The organism is Advenella sp., from assembly GCF_052108595.1.
In the GTDB taxonomy this organism is placed as follows: domain Bacteria; phylum Pseudomonadota; class Gammaproteobacteria; order Burkholderiales; family Burkholderiaceae_B; genus Advenella.
The window spans coordinates 1-21,658 of record NZ_JBQEAU010000081.1 but is presented as its reverse complement, the minus strand read 5'-3'; the positions used below and the strand labels follow the sequence as shown (position 1 = coordinate 21,658).

The window sequence follows — 21,658 nt, the reverse complement described above, 5'->3', positions numbered from 1 at the left end:
CGGATATGACAACGGCCCGGGCATTGCGGCGTGACATCCATGCTGCCGCAGAGCGATTTCCTGAAGATGTTCAGGAATTGCAGGCCTATTTTGAAGATGCGCGACCAGGACAGGCTGTGCGGGCGGTGCCGGGCACCGGATTGCGTGTCCCCTTGTGGCTGCTGGGCTCCAGTCTGTATAGCGCCCAACTGGCGGCGCACCTGGGCCTGCCCTTTGCATTTGCATCGCATTTTGCGCCTACCGATCTGATGCCCGCATTGTCGGTCTACCGGACCATGTTCCAGCCATCTGCCTATCTGGAAAAGCCGTATGCGGTGGCCTGTATCAACGTCATTGCCGCCGATACGGACGAAGAGGCCCGGTTTCACTATACTTCCATGCAGCTGGCTTCGGTGCAGCTGTTCCGGGGCAAGCCGGGCAAAATGCCGCCTCCGGTTGACAATATCGATGCGTTGGTCACGCCCATGGAAAAGGCTAGTGTCGAGCAGAAGCTGGCTTATTCCATGGTCGGATCGCCCGCCACTGTACAACATGGCATAGAGCGCTTCATTGAGGCCACCGGCGTCAATGAGCTGATGATCACGTCGCGCATATATGACGTGCAGGCCAGGCTGACCTCCCTGGCCCTGACGGCGCCCGTATTCAACCCAAACGTCAATATAAACGCCTGAGTTCAACTCATCGGGCTCGCCGCATGCAGGCGAGCCTGGCAATTTGTGTGCATTGCAACAACTGTTTTTCATCTATGCGCTATTTTGGTGCAAAGATTGCATGAAAGTTGTGCTGCGCACTAAATATTTGGCTTTGGGCTATTTTCACTTGAATTTAAAGCGTGTATGATTTAGGTATCCTCATGCAATTCGATTCATGGGTCTTAGCATCTTGATTTTTAAGAAAAAATCTCTATATAACTCGTATTGAAACGTAAATAACTCTTGCCTTTCTTAGGGTTTTCCATCACACTATATGGCTATGGTCACTAAAGTTCTTTTTGTATGCATGGGCAATATTTGTCGCTCTCCCGCTGCGGAGGGGGTCTTTCGTCGCCTTGTCGAAGAGGCGGGCTTACAGGACTCCATCACGACAGATTCGGCCGGAACTCAGGACTACCATATTGGTGATCCTCCGGACGGTCGTGCCCAATTGGTGTCAAGAAAGCGCGGCTACGATATTTCCCAATGCCGCGCCCGACAGGTCACTCCCAATGATTTCAAGGAGTTCGATCTGATTCTTGCAATGGATTGGGATAATCTGTCGTATTTGCAGCAACTTTGTCCGAAGCCGCAACAGCACAAGCTGATGCTGCTTATGCGATTTGCCAACGACTACGAAGAGGCGACGGTGCCGGATCCCTATTATGGTGGTCTGGACAGCTTCACACGTATGCTCGACTACCTCGAAGACGCCTGTCAGGGCGTGTTCGAGATCATCAGCAAGCGCGTCAAGCAATATCAGGCGGCTTAAGGCTTATGTAGTATCACTGCACGCTCAGGGCTCTGACACCTTGCATACGGGCCGTCTCGCGCCGAACACCGAACCGGTAGCGCTTGCGGTCCAGGGGGTAAGCAGTCAATCTGACACCCCCGGGTTTTATGCCCGGTTACTCAACGACGGGAAAAGCAGTTTCAACCTGTTTGTCTTCCTGTCTATTGACTCCCCAGCCGGCATTTCCTCTCCCTGTACGGGCATTTCGCAACACCTTTTTATTGCATCGCATTAATCCCTAGTAATTTACTAGGGATTTTGCTATACTTGAGTAAATTACTAGGTTTATTGGCAAAGGATTCGCTATGCGTCTTACTACAAAAGGTCGTTTCGCTGTTACCGCCATGATTGATCTCGCTCTGCGCCAGAATGGCGGGCCAATTACCCTTGCGGCAATCAGCCAGCGGCAGAATATTTCCCTGTCCTATCTGGAACAGTTGTTTGGCAAGCTGCGTCGTCACGAACTGGTCGACAGTGTGCGCGGACCCGGCGGGGGTTACACCCTGGCCAAGTTCGCCCGCGAAATCACCATTGCAGACATTATTTTTGCGGTTGACGAGCCCATCGACGCCACCAGCTGTGGCAGCAAGACAGACTGTTCAACCGGCAAGAACGGGTCACTCAGCGGCAAATGCATGACGCACGACCTGTGGACCCGATTGAATCGTACTGTTGTGGATTATCTGGACTCGGTTTCCCTGCAGGATCTGGTCGATCAGCAGCGCATGCGCCAGCTTGAGCACCAGACCGATTCCCCAGTTGTACAAATGAAAAAGACACCTGATGCCCTGGCATCTGTTATCGCTTAATCAGTGGAGTATAGAATGCTTAAATTACCCGTTTATCTGGACTATTCAGCGACCACCCCGGTAGATCCTGAGGTAGTTGAGAAAATGGTGCCATGGCTTTATGAAGAGTTTGGCAACCCCGCCTCGCGTAGTCACTCTTTTGGCTGGACAGCAGAAGAGGCTGTCGAAAACGCCAGAAAGCAGGTAGCTGATCTGGTCAACGCCGATCCACGTGAAATCGTGTGGACATCCGGCGCAACAGAATCAAATAACCTGGCGATCAAGGGCGCCGCCAATTTCTACAAAGAACGTGGCAAGCACCTGATTACAGTGAAAACCGAGCACAAGGCTGTGCTCGATACGATGCGGGAACTGGAGCGTCAGGGGTTTGAAGTGACCTACCTGAACGTCCAGGACAACGGCCTGATCGATATGGACGTTCTGAAGGCGGCCATTCGCCCCGATACCATACTGATTTCAGTCATGTTCGTGAATAATGAAGTTGGCGTCATCCAGGACATTCCTGCCATCGGTGAGCTGTGCCGTGAAAAAGGCATCATTTTCCACGTGGACGCAGCCCAGGCTACCGGCAAGGTAGATATTGATCTGGCCACGCTGAAAGTGGACCTGATGTCCTTTTCAGCGCACAAAACAAACGGCCCCAAAGGTATCGGCGCCCTGTACATCCGTCGCAAACCGCGCATTCGCATTGAAGCGCAAATCCATGGTGGCGGTCATGAACGAGGATTCCGTTCCGGCACGCTCGCGACCCACCAGATCGTGGGCATGGGTGAAGCGTTCCGCCTGGCCAAGGAAAAAAGCCATACCGAAAGCGAACGTATTCGTGCGTTGCGTGATCGCTTGTGGAATGGGTTGTCCTCGATTGAAGAAGTGTATCTGAACGGCGATATGGAAAAACGCGTGCCGCATAACCTGAACGTCAGCTTCAATTACGTGGAAGGTGAGTCGCTCATCATGGCAATCAAGGAGCTGGCCGTATCCAGTGGTTCTGCCTGTACCTCTGCCAGCCTTGAGCCATCTTATGTACTGCGTGCGCTGGGTCGCAATGACGAATTGGCACACAGTTCCATCCGATTTACCATCGGTCGCTTCACAACCGAAGAAGAAATCGATTACGCTGTCGAACTCATCAAGTCCCGGGTCGACAAACTGCGCGATATGTCTCCCCTGTGGGAAATGGCCAAGGAAGGCATCGATCTGGACAGTGTTCAGTGGGCAGCGCATTAACAGTTTCAGGAGAAATTATCATGGCATACAGCAACAAAGTTCTTGATCACTATGAAAATCCTCGTAACGTAGGTTCGTTCGAGAAAGGCGACGAGTCTATCGGTACCGGTATGGTTGGCGCTCCGGCTTGTGGCGATGTGATGAAACTGCAGATCAAGGTCAGCCAGGACGGCGTGATCGAAGACGCACGCTTTAAAACCTATGGCTGCGGTTCTGCCATTGCCTCCAGTTCGCTGGTTACCGAATGGGTAAAAGGCAAGACGCTGGATCAGGCGCTGGACATTCGCAATAAGCAAATTGCCGAAGAACTGGCACTGCCACCGGTGAAAATTCACTGCTCTATTCTGGCTGAAGACGCCATCAAGGCGGCAGTTCAGGATTACAAAGACAAACATACAGGTTAAGCACAATGGCAATTACCTTATCTCCGAAAGCGGCGCAACACATTGAACGCTACCTCCAAAAGCGTGGTAAGGGGATTGGTCTGCGCCTGGGTGTACGCACTACCGGCTGTTCCGGTATGGCGTACAAACTTGAATATGTTGACGAACCGGATGTGGCTGACGAAGTATTTGAAAGCCACGGTGTGAAAGTCTTCGTAGAAGCGAAAAGCCTGCCCTATATCGACGGCACCGAGCTTGATTATGCCCGCGAGGGATTGAATGAAGGTTTTAAATTCACCAATCCCAATGAAAAAGCAGCCTGCGGCTGCGGCGAATCATTTACGGTGTAAACGTGACAGAGCAGGCAGCATCGCATTTCTCGTTATTCGGTTTACCTGAGCAGTTCGCCGTGTCATTGCCCGACCTGGAACAGACATGGAAAATCGTGTCTGCCAGGGTGCATCCCGACCGTTACTCCACAGCATCGGCTGCCGAGAAACGGATCGCCATGCAATGGTCATCGCGCATCAACGAAGCCTATCAGGTCCTCAAAAATCCGCTGGCGCGGGCACGCTATTTGTGTGAACGGGCAGGGGCCGACATTGGCGCCGAAAACAATACGGCCATGGCCCCGCAATTTCTGATGGCACAGATGGAGTGGCACGAAGCGCTGGATGAGTTACGCGACCGGCCTGATGCACAGCGCGTGCGCGAATTTTTGCACACGCTGGAGCAGGCCGAGACCGACTTGTATGCGCAGTTGCAAACGCTGCTCGATGTCCAGAAGGACATCCCGGCGGCAACCGCAAAAGTGCGCGAAGGCATGTTCATTTCGAAAATCCATCAGGACGCCAAAGCGTTGTTGCGTCAACCTAAATAGAATTTTCAAAGCATGGCACTCTTACAGATTTCCGAACCCGGAGACTCTCCGGTCCCCCATCAACGTCGTTTCGCTGTTGGTATTGATCTAGGCACGACCCACTCGCTGGTTGCCGCAGTGCGCAACAGCATTCCCGAAGTCCTGGCCGACGAGAACGGCAAAGAGCTGTTACCGTCTGTTGTGCGATACCTGGATGACCAGGGCGTGGAAATTGGCTACCCGGCCGTTCGCAAGCAAAACACCGATCCGTTGAACACGCTGGTTTCCGTCAAACGGCTTATGGGCCGCTCCTATGACGAAGCGATCAGCATGAAATTGCCCTATGAGTTTTCTCCAGGCGAGGGTACAGTGCGCATTCGTACTCGCCAGGGTGACAAAACACCGGTAGATGTCTCGGCGCAGATCCTGGCCAAATTGCGTCAGCGTGCCGAAGATGTGCTGGGCGACGATCTGGTGGGTGCGGTCATCACCGTGCCGGCTTATTTTGACGATACACAGCGTCAGGCAACCCGCGATGCCGCACGCGTGGCGGGCCTGAACGTATTGCGCCTGCTGAACGAACCGACAGCGGCAGCGATTGCCTATGGGCTGGATAATGCCTCCGAAGGGATGTTCGCTGTGTACGATCTGGGCGGCGGCACATTTGATATATCCATACTGCGCCTGAGCAAAGGCGTGTTTGAAGTGGTTGCCACTGGTGGTGACACGCAACTGGGTGGCGACGATTTTGACGAAGCCATAGTGGCCGATATCATGAAGCACCACAGCCAGGAGCAACTGACTGTCGCGGATCGCCGGCTTTTGCTCAGCCGCGCGCGTCAGATGCGGGAAAAACTCTCCGGCGCCACCAAGGCTGCCTTTGAGGTGTCATTGTCCAATGGCCTGAATATTGACCAGATGTTCCCCCAAAACCATTTCGAAAACATCAGCCGTCATCTGATTACACGGACGCTGACGCTGGTAGACGACGTGCTGCACAGTGCCGGGCTTACCCTGCAACAGATCAATGGCGTGGTGCTGGTTGGCGGTGCGACTCGTATGCCGGTCGTGCGTAACCGCGTGCGCGAGTATTTCAATCAGCAACCGTTGACTGATCTGGATCCGGACAAAGTCGTGGCGCTTGGCGCAGCGCGCCAGGCGCATTTGCTGGCAGGCAACCGCGCCCCTGGCGAAGATTGGCTGCTGCTGGACGTGACGCCGCTGTCGCTGGGTTTGGAAACCATGGGCGGCCTGGTCGAGAAAATCATTCCACGCAACAGCACCATTCCAGTAGCCCGCGCACAGGAATTTACGACCTACAAGGATGGGCAGACCGCCATGAGCATCCATGTGTTGCAGGGCGAACGCGATCTGGTCACCGATTGTCGCTCATTGGCGCGTTTTGAACTGCGTGACATCCCACCGATGGTGGCCGGTGCAGCGCGCATCCGCGTGACTTTCCAGGTGGATGCGGATGGACTGCTCAGTGTCAACGCGGCTGAGCAAAGCACCGGCAAAGAATCGCAGATTACCGTCAAACCCTCTTATGGTTTGACCGACGAACAGATTACCGCCATGTTGCAGGAAAGCATGCAGAATGCCGGCGAAGATTCAGAGCAGCGCATGCTGCGCGAACAGCAGGTAGATGCACGCCAGTTGATCGACTCAGTCAAGGCCGCCATGGAAAAAGACCGTGACCTGTTGAGCGAAGAGGAAATTCGCGACATTTCCGAGCACATTCAATCGCTATCGGGTCTGTCCGATACCGATGATATAGTCGATTGGCGTGACGCCACTGACCGGTTGGCCAAGGCCACCGAAGATTTTGCTGCTCGTCGCATGGACAGAAGCATTCGCGATGCGCTCGCCGGCAAATCGCTTAACGATATCGCTTAACGATCTCATAACGGACCCAAGTTTATGCCCAAGATTACCGTATTGCCGCATCCCGATGTCTGCCCGGAAGGCGCCGTCATTAACGATGCACCAGAAGGCACATCCATTTGCAGGATTTTGCTAGACAATCATATTGAGATCGAACACGCCTGCGAACTGTCCTGTGCCTGCACCACCTGCCACGTCGTGATCAAGGAAGGTTTCAATTCAATGGAAGAAGCCACTGACGACGAGGAAGACTTGCTGGATAAAGCCTGGGGGCTGACCCCGGTATCGCGATTGTCATGTCAGGCAATGGTGGCCGATCAGGATCTGATTGTGGAAATTCCCAAGTACACTATCAATCATGCCAAGGAAAACCACTGACAGGTAGCCGCTAGCTGCCTTGCCAGCTGACCAGGAACGCCCCTGAATCCATTTGTGATTTTCAGGGGCGTTTTTTATTCTGGGCGCGCTGTGCCACGCCTTGGCATGGTGACTTGCCTGTAGGGTCGCGCGAGGTGATTCAAGGTGATTCCAAGGCGTTCAAAGTCAGCCGTAGTGTCGAAGAATGTTGATTTTTGGCAAGATCATGACATGACCTGCGGTGCCAGCTGCATAGCGGACTATGGGTGATTATTCCAAAAATGGATTGCTTCAGAAACGGATCATTTTGAAAATGAATCACCTCATAAGAGGATCATTTCAAAAGCGGGTTGCTTCAAAATAATATGGGGGTAGATGACGCCCAGCAGGCCTGTGACCATTGTAGGCGGGAGCACCTGCGGATTTGTGCGGACTGGAGGCGTAGCGGTGGCCAATGCCCGGCAAATCACAAACAGCAGTAATACAAACATAGCCCACGCTTTAAACCTCATGGGCCACCCCTGAGCCTGGTTTACTCACATTCCTGTTGGGTTGATTCGGGCTCATATAGTCGTCTTTTGCTCTCAACGTTGATGTGAAGGATGCACCTGTCTTGCCGGGACAGCGTCCTATGCAGCGTTTGATTAAAAATCCGAAAGCGGTCTTGGCTTGTGCGTTGGCAAGACCATTAAGTTGCGGCAAGTGCAGGCCGGAATGACCATGCTGCAAGTACCCAAGTATGACGCATGTGATGCGAAATCGAATTGACACGGATCAAGAAAAAGGCCACCGCAGGTGAAAATTTATTAGCAGTCAGCCTCGTGGCAGGATTGGAGAGGCTGGCAACGAGTGCCGACGCTGCCGAATGCCAGATATCAGTCATGCAGGACTAGCCTGTATGGCATGCCAATGTCGGTTCACGAATGCTGGTTCGGCATTTTTGCATTCAATGAACCAGTGTCCTTCTAAACAGCCGAAGCAGGCATGCAATTGAGCGCTTCTGGGTGGACCTTCGGCCGGCGTAGCGCAGTCCGACTCAGTTCACCGGTTGAGCAGTTCGATTGCGAATAATGACGCCATCCAGTGCCAGTACCCCTTGTCCTTCAGGTAATGCAAGAATCGGATTGATATCGATTGACTCAATATACTCACGCTGCTCATAAGCTAGTCTAGAGAGAGCGACCAGTGTGTCGGCAAGTGCCGCAATATCCGCCGGGCCCTGACCTCTGGCGCCAGAAAGCAATGCTGTTGCCCGAATTTCCTGAATCATTGAAAGGGCTTGCCCACGGTCGAACGGAGCAAGGCGAAAACTCACATCTTTCAGGATTTCTACAAAAATGCCTCCCAGCCCGAACATGACGACGGGGCCGAAAACAGCGTCACGATGCACGCCCATAATGCACTCGATACCCCCATTGCGCATGGGTGCAACCAGTACGCCGTCAATTTTCGCCTGCGGCATTTTAGATTGCACAGACGATAATATGTCGTCGTAGGCGTGTGAGACTGCTTGGTCGCCTTTGATGCCAAGCTTGACGCCGCCCACATCGCTTTTGTGCAGGATGTCGGCCGATACAATTTTCATCACGGCCGGACTATTCCACCGGCGGGCAATGGCTTGTGCTTCAGACGCTGAGTTTGCAACGGCAAACGGGATGACCGGGATTGTGGCATTGTTCAGCAGTGCCAATGAGTCTGCTTCATTTAGCGCGCCGACGCCTTCGGGCGGACTCACAGAAGACTGTTCGTCAGTCACTGCCGGGATCATTGCCGGCCGGTGACGCATGATTCTGGAAAGGGTACGGATTGCCACGCTTGGATCAGCAAACACCATCGACCCGCTTTGTTGCAGCACGTTTTTGCGTTCGGGTGGTAGCAGGGCGCTGATCGTCAGCGGTATATCAGGGTACTCAGTATGAAGCACGCTGACCAATTCCTGCAAATAGGGCCACAGTGTTTCCGAAGATCCGGCTGCCGCCAGAAAAATGGCCAAGGCGCCGTAGTTGCCAGTCGAAAGCAGATCGCGGCTGGTATCCAGAAGGATAGACAGGTCGGTCAGCGCATGGCCGGTCACATCGACAGGATTATTCGCACCTGCAAACGGAATACGGGCCAGTAGCCTGGCTTTCACTTCATCAGGCGGCGTTGGCAGGTTCAGCCTATGTTCATCTGCTTCATCGGCCATCAGTGCGCCGACACCGCCGGATATGGAAATAATGGCCAGGTTATGGTTGGCCGAACGGCGAGGCCATTTGCTCAGCGCCTGTCCCACGTTGAAAAATTCTTCAATTGTGTAGGCCCGAATTGCGCCGTACTGTTTGAACAGCGCGTCATAAACCGCATCATCACCGGCGAGCGCCGCGGTATGCGAGGCGGCAGCCAGAGCCCCCGAGTTTGTCCTGCCGATTTTGGTCACAACCACAGGCTTGCTGGCATTATTTGCTGCCGCCAGTGCACGCTTGAGTTTGTCGCCATTTTTGCAGCCTTCGATATAGGCCATGATAACGTTGGTATCGGGGTCGTCGACCAGCCATTGGATGCAATCGGCAACATCAAGATCGCTTTCGTTTCCGGTACTGATCCAGCATGACAGGCCGAGATGGCGTTCGCGTGCCAGGCAATAGGCATACGCGCCGAAAGCGCCGCTTTGAGTGACCATGCCGACGTCGCCCGCCGGCAACCGGCCGTTGAGCGGAGCAGGGGAGAAGGTTGCATAGGTATGAGTGCGAACATTGATAAAGCCAAGACAGTTCGGTCCCAGCAACCGTATGTGCCGCTCCTGCGCAAAGGCACGAAGCTGTTGTTGCAATTGAAAGCCGGCATCTCCCACCTCGGCAAATCCGGAGCTGAAGATCACTGCGTTGCTAATCTGCCCAGGCCGGGATTTTTCAAGAGCAGCAAGTACATGGGCGGCGGGGACGGCAACAATGACAAGGTCAATCGCATCGTCGATATCGCTCAGACAGGCATGGCAGGGCAGGTCGTAAATCGTATCCTGCCTGGGGTTAACCGGATAAATTTTTCCGGCATATCCGGCCTCAAGAAGAAGCGCAATGGGTACGGCCCCCGATTTACCGGCCGTATTGGACGCGCCCAGAATGGCAATGCTCTTGGGCGAAAACAGAGAGTTCAGTGTCTGGCATGTATTCATATTAAGCATATCAACTAGGGGCTTCAAAGTGCCATGTCAATGACATTGCGACCGGTTGTCTTGCGTTCCAGCATTTGTTTCGTCACCTGTGGCAGGCTGCGCAGTGATACCACCTGGCAGATATCATCCAGATGATCGGGACGATAGACCGTAGCCAGCTTGTCCCAGATTTCCCTGCGCAGCGCCATCGGGCCGCCCGCGTTGATACCCAGCAGCTTGACTCCTCGCAGAATGAAAGGAAATACGCTGGTAGAAAGGCTGGCACCACCAGCGTTGCCGAAGGCGGTGATAATGCCTTCCGGTTTTGTTGTTCGGAGCAGCCAGGCCAGGACCGGGCCGCCCACCGAGTCAATGGCACCGGCCCACTGGCCGGAAGCAAGCGGTCCGTTCGGTGCAAGATCGGGAACCGCCATCACTCTGGCCGCACCAAGCTTTTTGAGATAATCATGCGCCGCGTGCTTGCCGGTGATGGCGACCGCCTGATAGCCGCAATGATTTAATATGTCAATCGCAATGCTGGCGACGCCACCTGTCGCACCGGTGACAGCGATTTCGCCTTGATCGGGGCATAATCCGCACATCTCCATCCAGTGCAGTGCCAGTGCCGCAGTGTATCCGGCAGCGCCAAGCGTCGCTGCCTCGCGCAGGCTGAGTCCGGCAGGCAAGGGCAGAACCCAGTCGGACGACACACGCGCATACTGTGCATGCCCGCCGTCGTGCTCGACACCCAGTCCGAAGCCGTGGACAACCACAGGATCTCCTTCTTTCAGTTGGCCGTTCGCAGATGAGACAACGTGCCCGCTCAAATCAATGCCACTGATGCGTGGATAATCCCGGACAATTTTTCCCTGACCGTTTGCAGCGAGTGCATCTTTATAGTTCACCCCGGCGAAAGCCACTTTGATGACGGTGTCGCCTGGCGACAGGTCATCAACCTGCAGTTGCCGGATATGACTTTCGGGCGGCGTCTGCGCACCCGGAATTTCCAGGCGAAAGGCTGAGAATGAAGTCATGCTGTTTCCTTATGGAGTGGTGGACGACTGTAAAATACGACGTGCCAGGAACGCGCGGTGCAGCTCATTGGCACCATCGTAAATGCGAAACGGACGTGCTTCGCGCCAAATGCACGACACAACGGTGTCATCCGATACGCCAAGCGCGCCCATCATCTGTACGCATCTATCGGCAACCCGGCCGACAGCTTCCGATACGAATATCTTTGTCATTGCAGATTCATTTTTTACCGACGTATGCTGATCCATTAGCGTGGCGCATTCCCGTGTCATGAGCCGGCTCGCATGCAGATCTATATGGGAGTCGGCAATCATGGCTTGAATCTGCTGCAGGTCCGATAAACGGTTACCAAAGGCGTCTCTTGTCTGCACATAGTCTTGCGCAATTTCCAGGGCACGCCTGGCCCGGCCGATAAATCGCATGCAATGTGAAAGACGAGCCGGTTCCAGGCGCAGTTGAATGTGCTTCATCCCCATGCCAATCTGGCCCAGCACGGCGCTATCAGGGACATGGCAGTTGTCAAGCAGGATTTCTGCATGCCCGCCAATTTGGTAACCGGTGACGGTCGCGATATCCCGGGTGACACGATAGCCAGGCGTGTTAGTGGGAACGATAAACAGCGTCACACCCTCGTTCGTTTTTGCGGGGACAATGGCGAAATCGGCAGCAACGCCGCCACTGATGAATTTTTTGTGCCCATTGATCAGCCAGCCGTTTGTGCTCCGTGTTGCCTTGGTTTGCAACATATTGGGGTCAGAACCTGCGCCGGGCGCCGGCTCGGTCATGGCAAAACACGCACGCTTTTCACCGCGGGTCAGTGGTCCGAGGTAGGCCTGTTTTTGTTCTTCGGTGCCAAGATGCAGCAGGGTCAGCATATTCGGCTGATCCGGTGGCGCGCAATTGAGCGCAAGCGGACCGAGCATGCCGCGACCCGCCTCTTCAAAAACCTCGGCGCATTCGATCCAGCTCAAGCCGAGCCCACCCCATTCGCGGGGTAACTGCGGGCCGTAGATACCTGCTATCGTGGCTTGTGCACGCAGTTGCCTGCAGGCGGCATCCAGTTGAGCAACATTTTTTTCCAGCGCTGGGTGCTCAAGGGGTATCGCTACCGTATCGATAAAGTGCCTGACTTTATCCCTGAGGGACTCTTTTTTTTCATCCAACATAAGTCAATATGTCCTGGTTCAATTTTCTAGATGCAGATCGGCCTCACGAACAATGGCTTGCCATTTTTCGGATTCCTCGTGGATGTACCGCGTAAATTGTTCTGGTGTCCCGCCGACGGTGTGAATACCTTGTTGAAGCAGAAAGTCTTGTACCGATTTATCTTTGACCACGTCGTTAATCTGTGTATTCAACTTGCGGATCACCGCTGGCGGGGTGCCGGCCGGTGCAAGGACGCCCCACCAGGATGCCGCAACCACGGGGATGCCCAGTTCCTTGAGCGTTGGTATATCCGGCAGGGCAGGGCTGCGTTTGTCGGCGGCGATGGCCAATGGCACCAGGCGGCCTGCCTTCACCTGTCCGTAAGCGGGTGCCAGATTGTCAAAACTCAAGGGGACCTGATTGCCGGCGGCCGCAACGACGGCTTCGGCGCTACCCTTGTATGGCACATGTTGTAAATGCAGGCCTGTTTTGCGATTGAAGATTTCAGCTGCCATATGTGGAATGCTGCCAACCCCCGCGGTGGCATAAGATAAAGCCCTGCCTTGTTTGCTTTGGGTCCGAATGTCCTGAACCTTTTTGACGCTGGCATTGGGGCTGGTAAAGATGTAAACCGGCACATCGGTTGCCAGCACGACCGGTGTCAGATCTGTTTTTACGTTATAGGGTAGCGTTTTATAAAATGCAGGATTGGTAGCCAGGTTTGCAGTGCCCATTAGCAGGGTATAACCATCGGGCTTGGCACGGACCACGTAGCTGGTGCCGATCTGCGTCGCACCACCTGCCTTGTTTTCGACAACAACCGGCTGCTTCAGTTTCCCGGCGAGCTTTTTGGCTATGATACGTGCCGCCGTATCCGTACCGCCGCCGGCGGCGTACGGAACAACAAGTGTGATTGGTTTGTTCGGATAGCCATTGGCCTGCACCAATGCAGGAAGCCCGGTCGCTGCAGATAGGGCGACGAGGAGAATCGTGTTTTTCATATCATGACTCCGGCGGTCTGTTAATTGACGCTGACATTGGTCTGTTTGATCATATCGGCCCACCAACGTGTTTCTTCACTGATCTGCTTCGCAAAGGCTTCTGGCGTATTGCCTTCGGGCTCTGCCCCCAGTTCGGTCAGGCGCTTGCGAATGTCGGGACGCTTTAACACTTGTATTGCCGCGTCATGCAGAGCCCGGACAATGGGCTCCGGAGTGCCTTTGGGTACCATCAGGCCCTTCCAGGCCATGATGACATAGCCATTGATACCCTGTTCTTCAAATGTAGGAACATTGGGCAGGGCCTCGGCTCTTTTTGAACTGGGCACGCCCAGTGCGTGAAGCTTTCCGCTAAGCACATGGGGCAACAGCGGCGGCATATTGTCAATCATCACATTGATATGGTTGGCCAACAGGTCACTAATCGCCGGGCCCGACCCCTTGTAGGGCACATGCTGCATTTTCAGACCCGCCATTTTATTCAGGAGTTCGCCTGCCAGATGTGCCGGACTTCCCGCGCCTGGAGAGCCGATGGACAGGGTCTGCGGGTGGTTCTTTGCGTAGGTAATGAACTCCTTGAGATTTTTGGCGGGGATTTCCGGATTGACGACCATCAGGTTGTGTTCTCGGGTCAATGCCGTTACGGGCACAAGATCCTTGCCGGGGCTGTAGTTCATCTCTGTGTACAGGCTGGGATTGATGACCGTTGGGCCCGCTGCTGCCAGAAGGACCGTATAGCCATCCGGCTTTGCTTTGGCGACAAAATGCCCCCCAATATTGCCGCCTGCCCCGGGTTTGTTTTCGACCACGATCACCTGGCCCAGAACAGGACGCATGGCTTCGGCAAGCAGCCGGCCCAAAATATCGGTTGACCCACCTGGCGCAAATGGGACAATCAGCCTGATCGGCTGGTCGGGATACGCGGCACTGGCTAAGCCGGGCGCGATACCGAGTATGGCAGTTGCAATAATCGTGGCAATGGTTCTTTTCAACATGATAGTCTCCGTTGTTAATGTGCCTTCTGACGAGGCAATGCGGTACTGCGATGGAAAAATAACAGGGCCCTTAACGTGCGGGTTCGAAGCCGGCGCTTTTCAATGTCAGGCGGGCAATATTGAGTTGGTGAATCTGGCTGGTTCCTTCATACAGGCGGAACAGCCGTACATCGCGGTAGAAGCGTTCTATGCCAAAGTCAGCGATATAGCCATAGCCGCCAAACATCTGTACGCAACGATCGGCGACCCGCCCGCACATCTCCGAGCAAAAGTATTTGCAAATGGATGCGTTCATCGTGACGTCCTTGCCGTCGTCGCGCTCTCGAGCCGTTTGCAGCACAAGCGCTTTTGCTGTTTCAATGTCAGTTTTACAATCGGCGATCATCGCCTGGATCAATTGAAAATTCATCAGAGGCTGACCGAACTGAGAGCGTTTGCCCACAAACTGCATGGCTTCGTCCAGCATGCGGATTGCCGGACCAATACACAGCGCCGCCAGATGGATACGCTGTTTGTTCAACACTTTCATGGCGGTTTTGAAACCCATGCCTTCTATGCCGCCAATCAGGTTGGACGCGGGAACGCGGCAGTTGTCAAAATGCACTTCCGACACGGGTGAACCGGCCTGTCCCATTTTCTCGTATGGTTGCCCGGTAGTCAGGCCTGGCGTGCTGCGTTCTACCAGAAATGCGGAAATACCGCCTGCTTTGCGGTTATCTGGATCGGTGCGAGCCATCACGGTAAATAGGTCGGCTAGCGGGGCATTGGTAATAAAGCATTTTGTGCCGTTAAGCACATAATGATCGCCTTCGCGTCTTGCAGTGGTCTGCAATGCAGTGGCATCTGAACCGGCTTCGGGTTCAGTCAAGGCAAAAGAACCAGTCATTCGTCCGCTGGCCAGTTCCGGCAGATAACGCTGCTTCTGTTCGGGTGTGCCATCGGCCACCAGCCCTTCGGATCCGATACCGGTATTGGTGCCTACACGTGCTCGAAATGCGACTGAGCATTGGGATAGCTCCATCGCGGCAAGGACCAGTTCTTCCGTTGTCATACCGAGTCCGCCGTATTCCTCGGGTATCGAGTAGCCGAACATATTCTGCTTTGCCATGTCCCTGACAACATCGTCAGGAACCTCGTCGGATTGTGCAACGTGCTTCTCCTGTGGCACCAGGCGTTCTTGTACAAAACGTCGCAGTGAATCTAAAAACATGGTGAACGACTCGGGATCCCGCAGCATATTGATGCTCCTTGTCTGCTTTCGTTGGTGGTGTGATGGTTATAGTGCTAATGTTGTAAAAGCATAGCAATTTATATTTAATAACGATATTATTATTTTGATATATTGAATTTAAAGTTAATATACTTCGATTGTGAACCGTATTTTTTGGGCACTCGGCATGAAAGACACAGATAGACACAGCGATCCCCGTTTTGCGACAACCGTAGCGCATGGCATGTCGGTCTTGCAGTGTTTCCGGATGGCAGAGCCCGCGCTCAGCAACAAAGAGCTGGCTGAGCGGACGGGCCTGTCCAAAGCGACCATTTCGCGGCTGACCTATACCCTTGCGCTCAAGGGGCTATTGCTGTACGACGTGCAGTTGCGACGATACCGTCTGGGGGCCGGTATTCTGTCGCTGGCACATCCCATGCTTAGCGGCATTCGCTTGCGTCAAATGGCAAGACCCTACATGCGGGCGCTGGCTGATCATTGCGAAGGATCTGTGTCGCTTGGTCTGAATGACAAGCTGCATATGGTGTACATCGAAACCAGTCGAGGTCACGAGGTGATCGGCTATCGGCCGGATATCGGCGCTCGCCTGCCATTGCTGGCCTCAGCAATGGGGCGCGCCTGGCTGGCGAATTCGTCCTCGGAAATACGTGAACGCGTGCTGGATCAGATTCGTAGCGAAGATGCGTCGCAGTTGCAGATGCATGGTGCTGCCTGGGAGCGGGCCCGACATGACTGGAACACAAAAGGCTATTGCCTCTCTTATGGCGACTGGCAGGCAGATGTCCACGCGGTTGCGGTGGCGTTGCGCGATCCGGTAGGCGGCGACTACCTGGTCTTCAATTGCGGGGTGCCAGTATCAAGGCTCAAAGGTAGAACCATTGAGACGGTCGCAGCCCGCCCGTTGCTTGCTATGGTAGATGAAATAAATAAATGCCGGCTTCAGGAGGCACATAATGACTGACCCCGATAGCAAAGTCACTGATCCGCAATTTGCCTCGACGCTGGCTCAGGCAATTGACGTGCTTGCCTGCTTCAGATCAGGAGAGCCGACGCTGGGAAATAAGCAGATTTCGGTGCGTACCGGCCTGTCTCCGAGCACGATTGCCAGACTGACCCATACGCTTGTGCAGCTCGGATATTTGCGGCGCGCACCGCAGGGCAGGCGCTATTTGCTGGGACCGGCGCTACTGACATTGAGCTATCCACTTCTTGCGAGCCTGCAGTTAAGGCAGATTGCCCGTCCTCTGATGTTGCGGCTGGCGCTGGAGATCAACGGGGCTGTCTCACTGGTTATTCGGGATCGTTGTAATATGGTTTATGTGGAAACATCGCGCGCCAACGAAACCCTGCAAGCTCATCCCGATATTGGTGCCGCATTGCCCATGATGTCAACCGCCGCCGGCAAGGCCTGGCTTTGCCGTGCCTGCGCAGAAGAGCGCAATGCAGCCCTGAATCGCATTCGGGTGGAGCAGTCAGACCACTACAAGGCGCATCATCACAGTCTGGCCGCGACTTATCGAGAATTCGAGCGCTATGGTTATTGCTCGAATAACCAGCAATGGGTACCGCATTCGTTCGGCTTTGCGGTTCCCTTTGCGAAGCCGATAGATGGCAATATTTTTGTCCTAAACTGCGGTGTCCCAATCACTGATGGGTCATTTGCCGAGCGCAACAGGCAAATCCCAAAACGGTTGCAAGTACTGGTCAACAGTGTGCAAAATACGCTTGGTTTGTGAGCGCTTAATCAGTAAGTGCTGTGAGCAAAAAACGACGCTAATCGATAGTTAGCAAACCCGCCATTCCCGTAATTGCCAGCAAAAAAGCCGGCCATCAAAACCTGCATTGCACAGGCTCCGATGGCCGGCTTCGAACCGGTTGCTTTGCAATTAAAGCTTGACGGCTTTTTCCTTGCCAGTCAGATAGCCTACTGCGGCGCTGAAGCGATCATGATATTTTTCATCAATCAGCGGGGCGACCGTGTCCTTGACCACGTCGTGCAGGCCAGGTTTACCGCCTTTGCCTTTTTCCCAGTCACCGGGGTGCTGGAAGTTGCTCATGATGTAAGTCCAGCCATTGAGCTCGTCCACCGATTGCAGGCCTGTTGATTCGGCACCAGCAGGACAGGACAGCAGGCGTGCCAGTTGCTTGGTATCTACGTTGTAGGCCCACAGGAAATTGTTAACATGCGTGCCGCTGTCCTCGCCAATGAACAGGGTGCGCAATTTCTCAGAAAACTTGATATTGTCCGGATTGGCGATTTTATTGGCATTGGCCAGATTGCCCAGTGCATCCGGTGTTTGCAGGTCTTCACCAACCAGTTCTGCGGGCGGTTTCATGTCGACCGGAACCCATTCGCTGTTGATCTCTTTGCCATTGCTGTCTTTCTGCCCGGCTTTCAGATTCAACGCATAGATGGCACCGGCAAAAGGGCCTTGAACCTTGATATCGCTGGAGCCATCGAGCATGGAATCGCGCACATAGGACATGGCCGAGTAGGCAATTTTGTCTTTGGCGTTAACTGTCGTGCCTTCCATTTTTGAAAAGCCCATGCTGCCGCCGGCGACTGCGGCGTGACGGTGGGTTTCCAGGAAAGTGGCTGCTTTTTCCATGCCGGGTTTCAGCTTGACCCAGTTGACCTTCTTGTCAAAGACGATTTTCTTGAAGGAATCATCATTAGGGTCTTCGGTTTTCACTTCCATGATGTCTTCGGGCGCCAGCTTGTCAGCCAGCGCTTCAATTTCGTCGCTGCTCGCATGACCCAGATGAATCCAGGTCAGATCGGCCGAGCCGGGGCCTTCGCCGCTGGTCTGGTGCCATTTTGCAACATAGAGGTTACCGGCAGACAGGTCTTCCTCTTTGTCTGCAACAAACATGAACAAGCCACCGTGGCTGGTATCGTCGCCCATCAATGCAGTACGTTTGTCCGGCATCACCTGAATCAATTCATGAGAAATACGGCCCAGGTTGTAATGTTTCTTGATGGTGGCAGTGCCGTCGGGGTTGACCGTGACTTCAGGCATATGGCCGTAATGATACGGATTGGCTTTTTTCTCGTCGCCGAACAGCGCCTTGCTGAAGCCTTTGAATTCGTCGTTTTTGGCCACTTTGAAGGCATCCGGTTCATACTCTTCGCTGGACAGATGCGTGTTCCATGGCGAGAGCGACGCGCCACAGGTAATCCACAGGCCATGGACGCCGGAGGTATCGACATTGTGATATTTCACCAGCGACAGGTGCCCTGTATCAGGATCCTGATCCAGGGTGAGCACGGCGATGGGAGAGGGCAGCTTGCCGTACATATCGTCGCCATTCAGATTGCGGGTGGTGTATTCGAACTGTACCACTGCAAATACCGTATTGCCTTTGACGCCCTCGACTTGGGCATCGTCCAGCTTGAGCAGCGACGTGCCATCGGGGCTGTCGGAGAAAATCTGGCGCTCTTTGCCGGCAACGGACGTGTCCATAATAGGCTTGTTATTGATATCGAAGTAGCCGCCTGCAATGATCTGGCCGCCTTTGCCGTCGGGCACTTTATCGCCGGTCAGAAAGAACGGCTTGTAAGCAAGTTCAAACGTGGTGTCGGTATTGTCGGCCCAGTTTATTTTCAGGGAAGAGCCCACTGTGGTGTCAGCCAGCGCGGCAGGATTATCCAGCGTGGGTGCGGCCATGCCGATAAACTCGGCAGAGGCAAACGCTTTTTTCACAGCGTCGGCTGTCTGGGCGGTGGCAAAGCCGGCGAAGCTACCCAGAAAGCCAGTGGTGAGCGGCAACATTGGCGCACTGGCCAGGGCCATCAGGCTGCGACGACGGGAAGGAGAGAATTGAGCGGATTTCATATGACGTGATCCTGTTGACGATAATGCACAGATGTTACAGGTTTAATATGACAGGAATTCGTACGCTGGCTGACAATAAATTGGGGTTTCAGGGAGGGATGTCGGTTGTTATCCTGACCTGGTGGCGCATCTTAGGATTCGGCGGATAGATCGAAAATTGCATTGAATCAAGGTAAAACGCATAGGATAAATGTATATTTTGCAGATTTTCACACTTTTTTTGTTTTGCCCGACACAATGCAGCTTTCGCGTCGCATTTTGCTCGAGTAAAGTCAGAAACTGAGAATCAATAGCCCCAGTGAACAAGCCATCATGAAATTCCATCGCCAGACCCGCAAGCGCTATTACGAAGATAGTTATGCCAGCCACTGCCAGGCCAGCATTATCAAAATTGAAGCCGACATGGTTGAGCTTGATGTGACGGTGGCTTTCCCCGAAGGCGGCGGGCAGGAAGCGGACCATGGCACGATCACGCTGGACAATGGCCGTGTGCTGAGATTTATCGACGCAAAAAAAATGTACGGACACTTGCCCGGGATTGCCGGGTTTCCAGATGTTCAGGTCGGAGGCGTCATCTGGCACAAAGTGCATCCGGATGATGTGTCACTTTTAAGCGATCTGCATATTGGCGACAGCGTTACGGCGCGTATTGATACGGATCGAAGAGCGCGCTTGATGCTCAGTCATACCGCGTCTCATATCCTTTACGTGGCCGTCGGTATGATCCGGCCGGATGCCGTGCAGGCCACCCTGGGCTGCCATATCAGGATGGACGGGGCACGGTTTGACTTTGGCGTAACCGAGCGCTTTACACCGGAGCAGATCAGTCAGATCCAAGCCTGTGCCAATGACCTGGTTTTGCGCAATGCGGCCATCACGATGAGCGCACATCCGCAGGAACCGGATTTGCGCAGTTGGCATTGCGAGCAATACCAGATTGCCTGTGGCGGCACCCATTTGGACCGTACCGGGCCAGTCGGCAGGCTGATGGTGAAACGCAAAAGCCTGGGATCGGGCAAAGAGCGTTTGAGCTGCAGTTTTCCTGATGCCGTATTTGATACGGCACGCTTTCATTGAATGTCTGCACTCTACAATCTAACAAACTTGGTTTTAAATCTAACGCCATAAGAGGGCATTAATCCAGCCCTTGAGGCAATATAAAAACCATTGAAGCAGACGCCCTAGCAAAACACATTAATCACGGTGATGGCGCCGGTGGTGTGACCGATGACCGCGATATTCTCTGTGGTGGGACCGCGGGCGATAGTATCGATGACGACTGTAATGGTTGTATTTTCTTTCATACTTTGGCCCGCCGTAGCGATAGCCATCACGATACCCATAATTGCGATCGTGCACCACGCAACCGGTCAGAAAAATGGCCAGAAAACCAATAATTACAAGCAATTTTTTCATTAAAGTCCTCCCTATTCATTTCGCCGATATAGTAAACAGGATCAACGTCAATGTGTATTGCTCAGTTGTAAGCCGAATTTCAGTCGGGTACAGAGAAAGCGGGCAAAATAAAACCCGCCGATGCGGGTCAGTAATTATTTCCGTTTGTCCCTATTGGGATAGGGAGTGCCGTTAATCTGTTCAAGAGCGTCTTGCTTCTGTTGGCGAGCAGTCGATACAACTTTCGAATTGACGTCTGTACGTTGATGGTACGATTGACTATAGACAGAATAAAACCACGGCAAGCTAGTCAGCGATAGTAATGTTACAACAAAGCCCCGCACGGGTCGTTTATTCGTCTCTTTTCAACAGCAGGATTATGGTTATGATGAAAGCCAATCAGCAGCGCTATTGGGATGCCCTGATGGAATTGGGCACAATTACGGATGCGGCGCTACCTTATACAAGGCGCTCCTTTAGCGAGACTTTCCTGAAAGGCCGTCAGTGGATATCCGAGCGGATGCAACAACTGGGCATGGTCGTGCACGTGGATGCGGCCGGCAATCTCGTCGGAAGACTGGCCGGTACAGACAAAAATAGCGGGGTGATCGCTGTGGGTTCACATAGCGATACGGTGCCAGGTGGCGGACGCTTTGATGGCGTTGCCGGCGTTGTTGCCGGGCTAGAATGCGTGGCCTCGCTGCAGGAACGCAATATTCAGTTGAATCATACGCTTGAGGTCATTGATTTTCTGGCGGAAGAGCCCAGTGAGTGGGGCCAGTCATGCATTGGCAGCAGGGGCATCAGCGGTCATTTGTCAGAGGATATTCTGCGTTGCGCCCACCCGCAAACTGAGGAACTGCTCGCCGATGCGATCGTGCGTATGGG

General features: G+C 53.9%; 21 protein-coding genes. 13 read left to right on the top strand and 8 right to left on the bottom strand.

Annotated elements, in window-relative coordinates; all coding sequences use genetic code 11:
• The 9 genes from ACTIKR_RS14430 to fdx form a co-directional block, all read left to right on the top strand.
• Nucleotides 1-671, top strand: a 671-nt coding sequence (locus ACTIKR_RS14430) for an MsnO8 family LLM class oxidoreductase (protein ID WP_442328191.1), incomplete at its 5' end; no start/stop codon positions are given.
• Between the two features lie 301 nt (nucleotides 672-972).
• Nucleotides 973-1,464 (top strand): low molecular weight protein-tyrosine-phosphatase, encoded by a 492-nt coding sequence (locus ACTIKR_RS14425; protein ID WP_193087240.1) that lies wholly within the window; start codon nucleotides 973-975, stop codon nucleotides 1,462-1,464.
• A 326-nt stretch (nucleotides 1,465-1,790) separates the two neighbouring features.
• Nucleotides 1,791-2,294, top strand: a complete 504-nt coding sequence (locus ACTIKR_RS14420; protein ID WP_014750522.1) for a Fe-S cluster assembly transcription factor — start codon at nucleotides 1,791-1,793, stop codon at nucleotides 2,292-2,294.
• Between the two features lie 15 nt (nucleotides 2,295-2,309).
• The gene (locus tag ACTIKR_RS14415; protein WP_193086964.1) at nucleotides 2,310-3,521 is read left to right on the top strand and encodes an IscS subfamily cysteine desulfurase; all 1,212 of its coding nucleotides are present in this window, start codon (nucleotides 2,310-2,312) and stop codon (nucleotides 3,519-3,521) included.
• Between the two features lie 20 nt (nucleotides 3,522-3,541).
• A complete protein-coding gene (gene iscU / locus ACTIKR_RS14410) occupies nucleotides 3,542-3,925 on the top strand; it encodes a Fe-S cluster assembly scaffold IscU (protein WP_193086963.1) in 384 nt (127 codons plus the stop codon).
• Between the two features lie 5 nt (nucleotides 3,926-3,930).
• Nucleotides 3,931-4,254 (top strand): iron-sulfur cluster assembly protein IscA, encoded by a 324-nt coding sequence (iscA, locus tag ACTIKR_RS14405; RefSeq protein ID WP_442328190.1) that lies wholly within the window; start codon nucleotides 3,931-3,933, stop codon nucleotides 4,252-4,254.
• Between the two features lie 2 nt (nucleotides 4,255-4,256).
• Nucleotides 4,257-4,784 (top strand): Fe-S protein assembly co-chaperone HscB, encoded by a 528-nt coding sequence (gene hscB / locus ACTIKR_RS14400; RefSeq protein ID WP_442328189.1) that lies wholly within the window; start codon nucleotides 4,257-4,259, stop codon nucleotides 4,782-4,784.
• A gap of 12 nt (nucleotides 4,785-4,796) precedes the next feature.
• Complete coding sequence (gene hscA / locus ACTIKR_RS14395; RefSeq protein ID WP_442328188.1) at nucleotides 4,797-6,659, top strand: Fe-S protein assembly chaperone HscA; 1,863 nt, start codon at nucleotides 4,797-4,799, stop codon at nucleotides 6,657-6,659.
• Nucleotides 6,660-6,683: 24 nt separating this feature from the next.
• Entirely contained in the window at nucleotides 6,684-7,025 is a 342-nt protein-coding gene (gene fdx / locus ACTIKR_RS14390; RefSeq protein WP_193086960.1) for an ISC system 2Fe-2S type ferredoxin, read from the top strand.
• Nucleotides 7,026-8,040: 1,015 nt separating this feature from the next.
• Here the strand turns inward: fdx and ACTIKR_RS14385 are convergent.
• From ACTIKR_RS14385 to ACTIKR_RS14360, 6 genes are all read right to left on the bottom strand, one after another.
• Nucleotides 8,041-10,155 carry an acetate--CoA ligase family protein gene (locus tag ACTIKR_RS14385; RefSeq protein WP_442328187.1) on the bottom strand — a complete coding sequence of 705 codons (2,115 nt, stop codon included), beginning with the start codon at nucleotides 10,153-10,155 and terminating at the stop codon, nucleotides 8,041-8,043.
• Between the two features lie 23 nt (nucleotides 10,156-10,178).
• Nucleotides 10,179-11,168, bottom strand: coding sequence for an acrylyl-CoA reductase family protein (locus ACTIKR_RS14380; RefSeq protein ID WP_442328186.1), 990 nt, complete (start codon nucleotides 11,166-11,168; stop codon nucleotides 10,179-10,181).
• A gap of 9 nt (nucleotides 11,169-11,177) precedes the next feature.
• Nucleotides 11,178-12,335 carry an acyl-CoA dehydrogenase family protein gene (locus tag ACTIKR_RS14375; RefSeq protein WP_442328185.1) on the bottom strand — a complete coding sequence of 386 codons (1,158 nt, stop codon included), beginning with the start codon at nucleotides 12,333-12,335 and terminating at the stop codon, nucleotides 11,178-11,180.
• Between the two features lie 18 nt (nucleotides 12,336-12,353).
• Nucleotides 12,354-13,316 (bottom strand): Bug family tripartite tricarboxylate transporter substrate binding protein, encoded by a 963-nt coding sequence (locus ACTIKR_RS14370; protein ID WP_442328184.1) that lies wholly within the window; start codon nucleotides 13,314-13,316, stop codon nucleotides 12,354-12,356.
• A 20-nt stretch (nucleotides 13,317-13,336) separates the two neighbouring features.
• Nucleotides 13,337-14,308, bottom strand: a complete 972-nt coding sequence (locus ACTIKR_RS14365) for a Bug family tripartite tricarboxylate transporter substrate binding protein (RefSeq protein ID WP_442328183.1) — start codon at nucleotides 14,306-14,308, stop codon at nucleotides 13,337-13,339.
• 70 nt (nucleotides 14,309-14,378) lie between these two features.
• Nucleotides 14,379-15,545 (bottom strand): acyl-CoA dehydrogenase family protein, encoded by a 1,167-nt coding sequence (locus ACTIKR_RS14360; RefSeq protein WP_442328182.1) that lies wholly within the window; start codon nucleotides 15,543-15,545, stop codon nucleotides 14,379-14,381.
• A gap of 160 nt (nucleotides 15,546-15,705) precedes the next feature.
• Here ACTIKR_RS14360 and ACTIKR_RS14355 point away from each other — a divergent pair, with 160 nt between their 5' ends.
• Nucleotides 15,706-16,500 (top strand): IclR family transcriptional regulator, encoded by a 795-nt coding sequence (locus tag ACTIKR_RS14355; protein WP_442328181.1) that lies wholly within the window; start codon nucleotides 15,706-15,708, stop codon nucleotides 16,498-16,500.
• Nucleotides 16,493-17,275, top strand: a complete 783-nt coding sequence (locus ACTIKR_RS14350) for an IclR family transcriptional regulator (RefSeq protein WP_442328180.1) — start codon at nucleotides 16,493-16,495, stop codon at nucleotides 17,273-17,275. The genes ACTIKR_RS14355 and ACTIKR_RS14350 overlap by 8 nt, the downstream gene beginning before the upstream one ends.
• A 150-nt stretch (nucleotides 17,276-17,425) precedes the next feature.
• Here the strand turns inward: ACTIKR_RS14350 and ACTIKR_RS14345 are convergent, their stop codons facing one another.
• Nucleotides 17,426-19,375 carry a PhoX family protein gene (locus ACTIKR_RS14345; protein ID WP_442328179.1) on the bottom strand — a complete coding sequence of 650 codons (1,950 nt, stop codon included), beginning with the start codon at nucleotides 19,373-19,375 and terminating at the stop codon, nucleotides 17,426-17,428.
• Between the two features lie 312 nt (nucleotides 19,376-19,687).
• Between ACTIKR_RS14345 and ACTIKR_RS14340 the strand changes: the two genes are divergently transcribed.
• Nucleotides 19,688-20,452, top strand: coding sequence for an alanyl-tRNA editing protein (locus ACTIKR_RS14340; protein WP_442328178.1), 765 nt, complete (start codon nucleotides 19,688-19,690; stop codon nucleotides 20,450-20,452).
• A 104-nt stretch (nucleotides 20,453-20,556) separates the two neighbouring features.
• On the opposite strand, the gene ACTIKR_RS14335 is transcribed toward ACTIKR_RS14340, so the two are convergent.
• A complete protein-coding gene (locus tag ACTIKR_RS14335; protein WP_442328177.1) occupies nucleotides 20,557-20,679 on the bottom strand; it encodes a hypothetical protein in 123 nt (40 codons plus the stop codon).
• Between the two features lie 476 nt (nucleotides 20,680-21,155).
• Here ACTIKR_RS14335 and ACTIKR_RS14330 point away from each other — a divergent pair.
• Nucleotides 21,156-21,658: M20/M25/M40 family metallo-hydrolase (locus ACTIKR_RS14330; RefSeq protein ID WP_442328176.1), on the top strand; the 503-nt coding region annotated here is incomplete at its 3' end.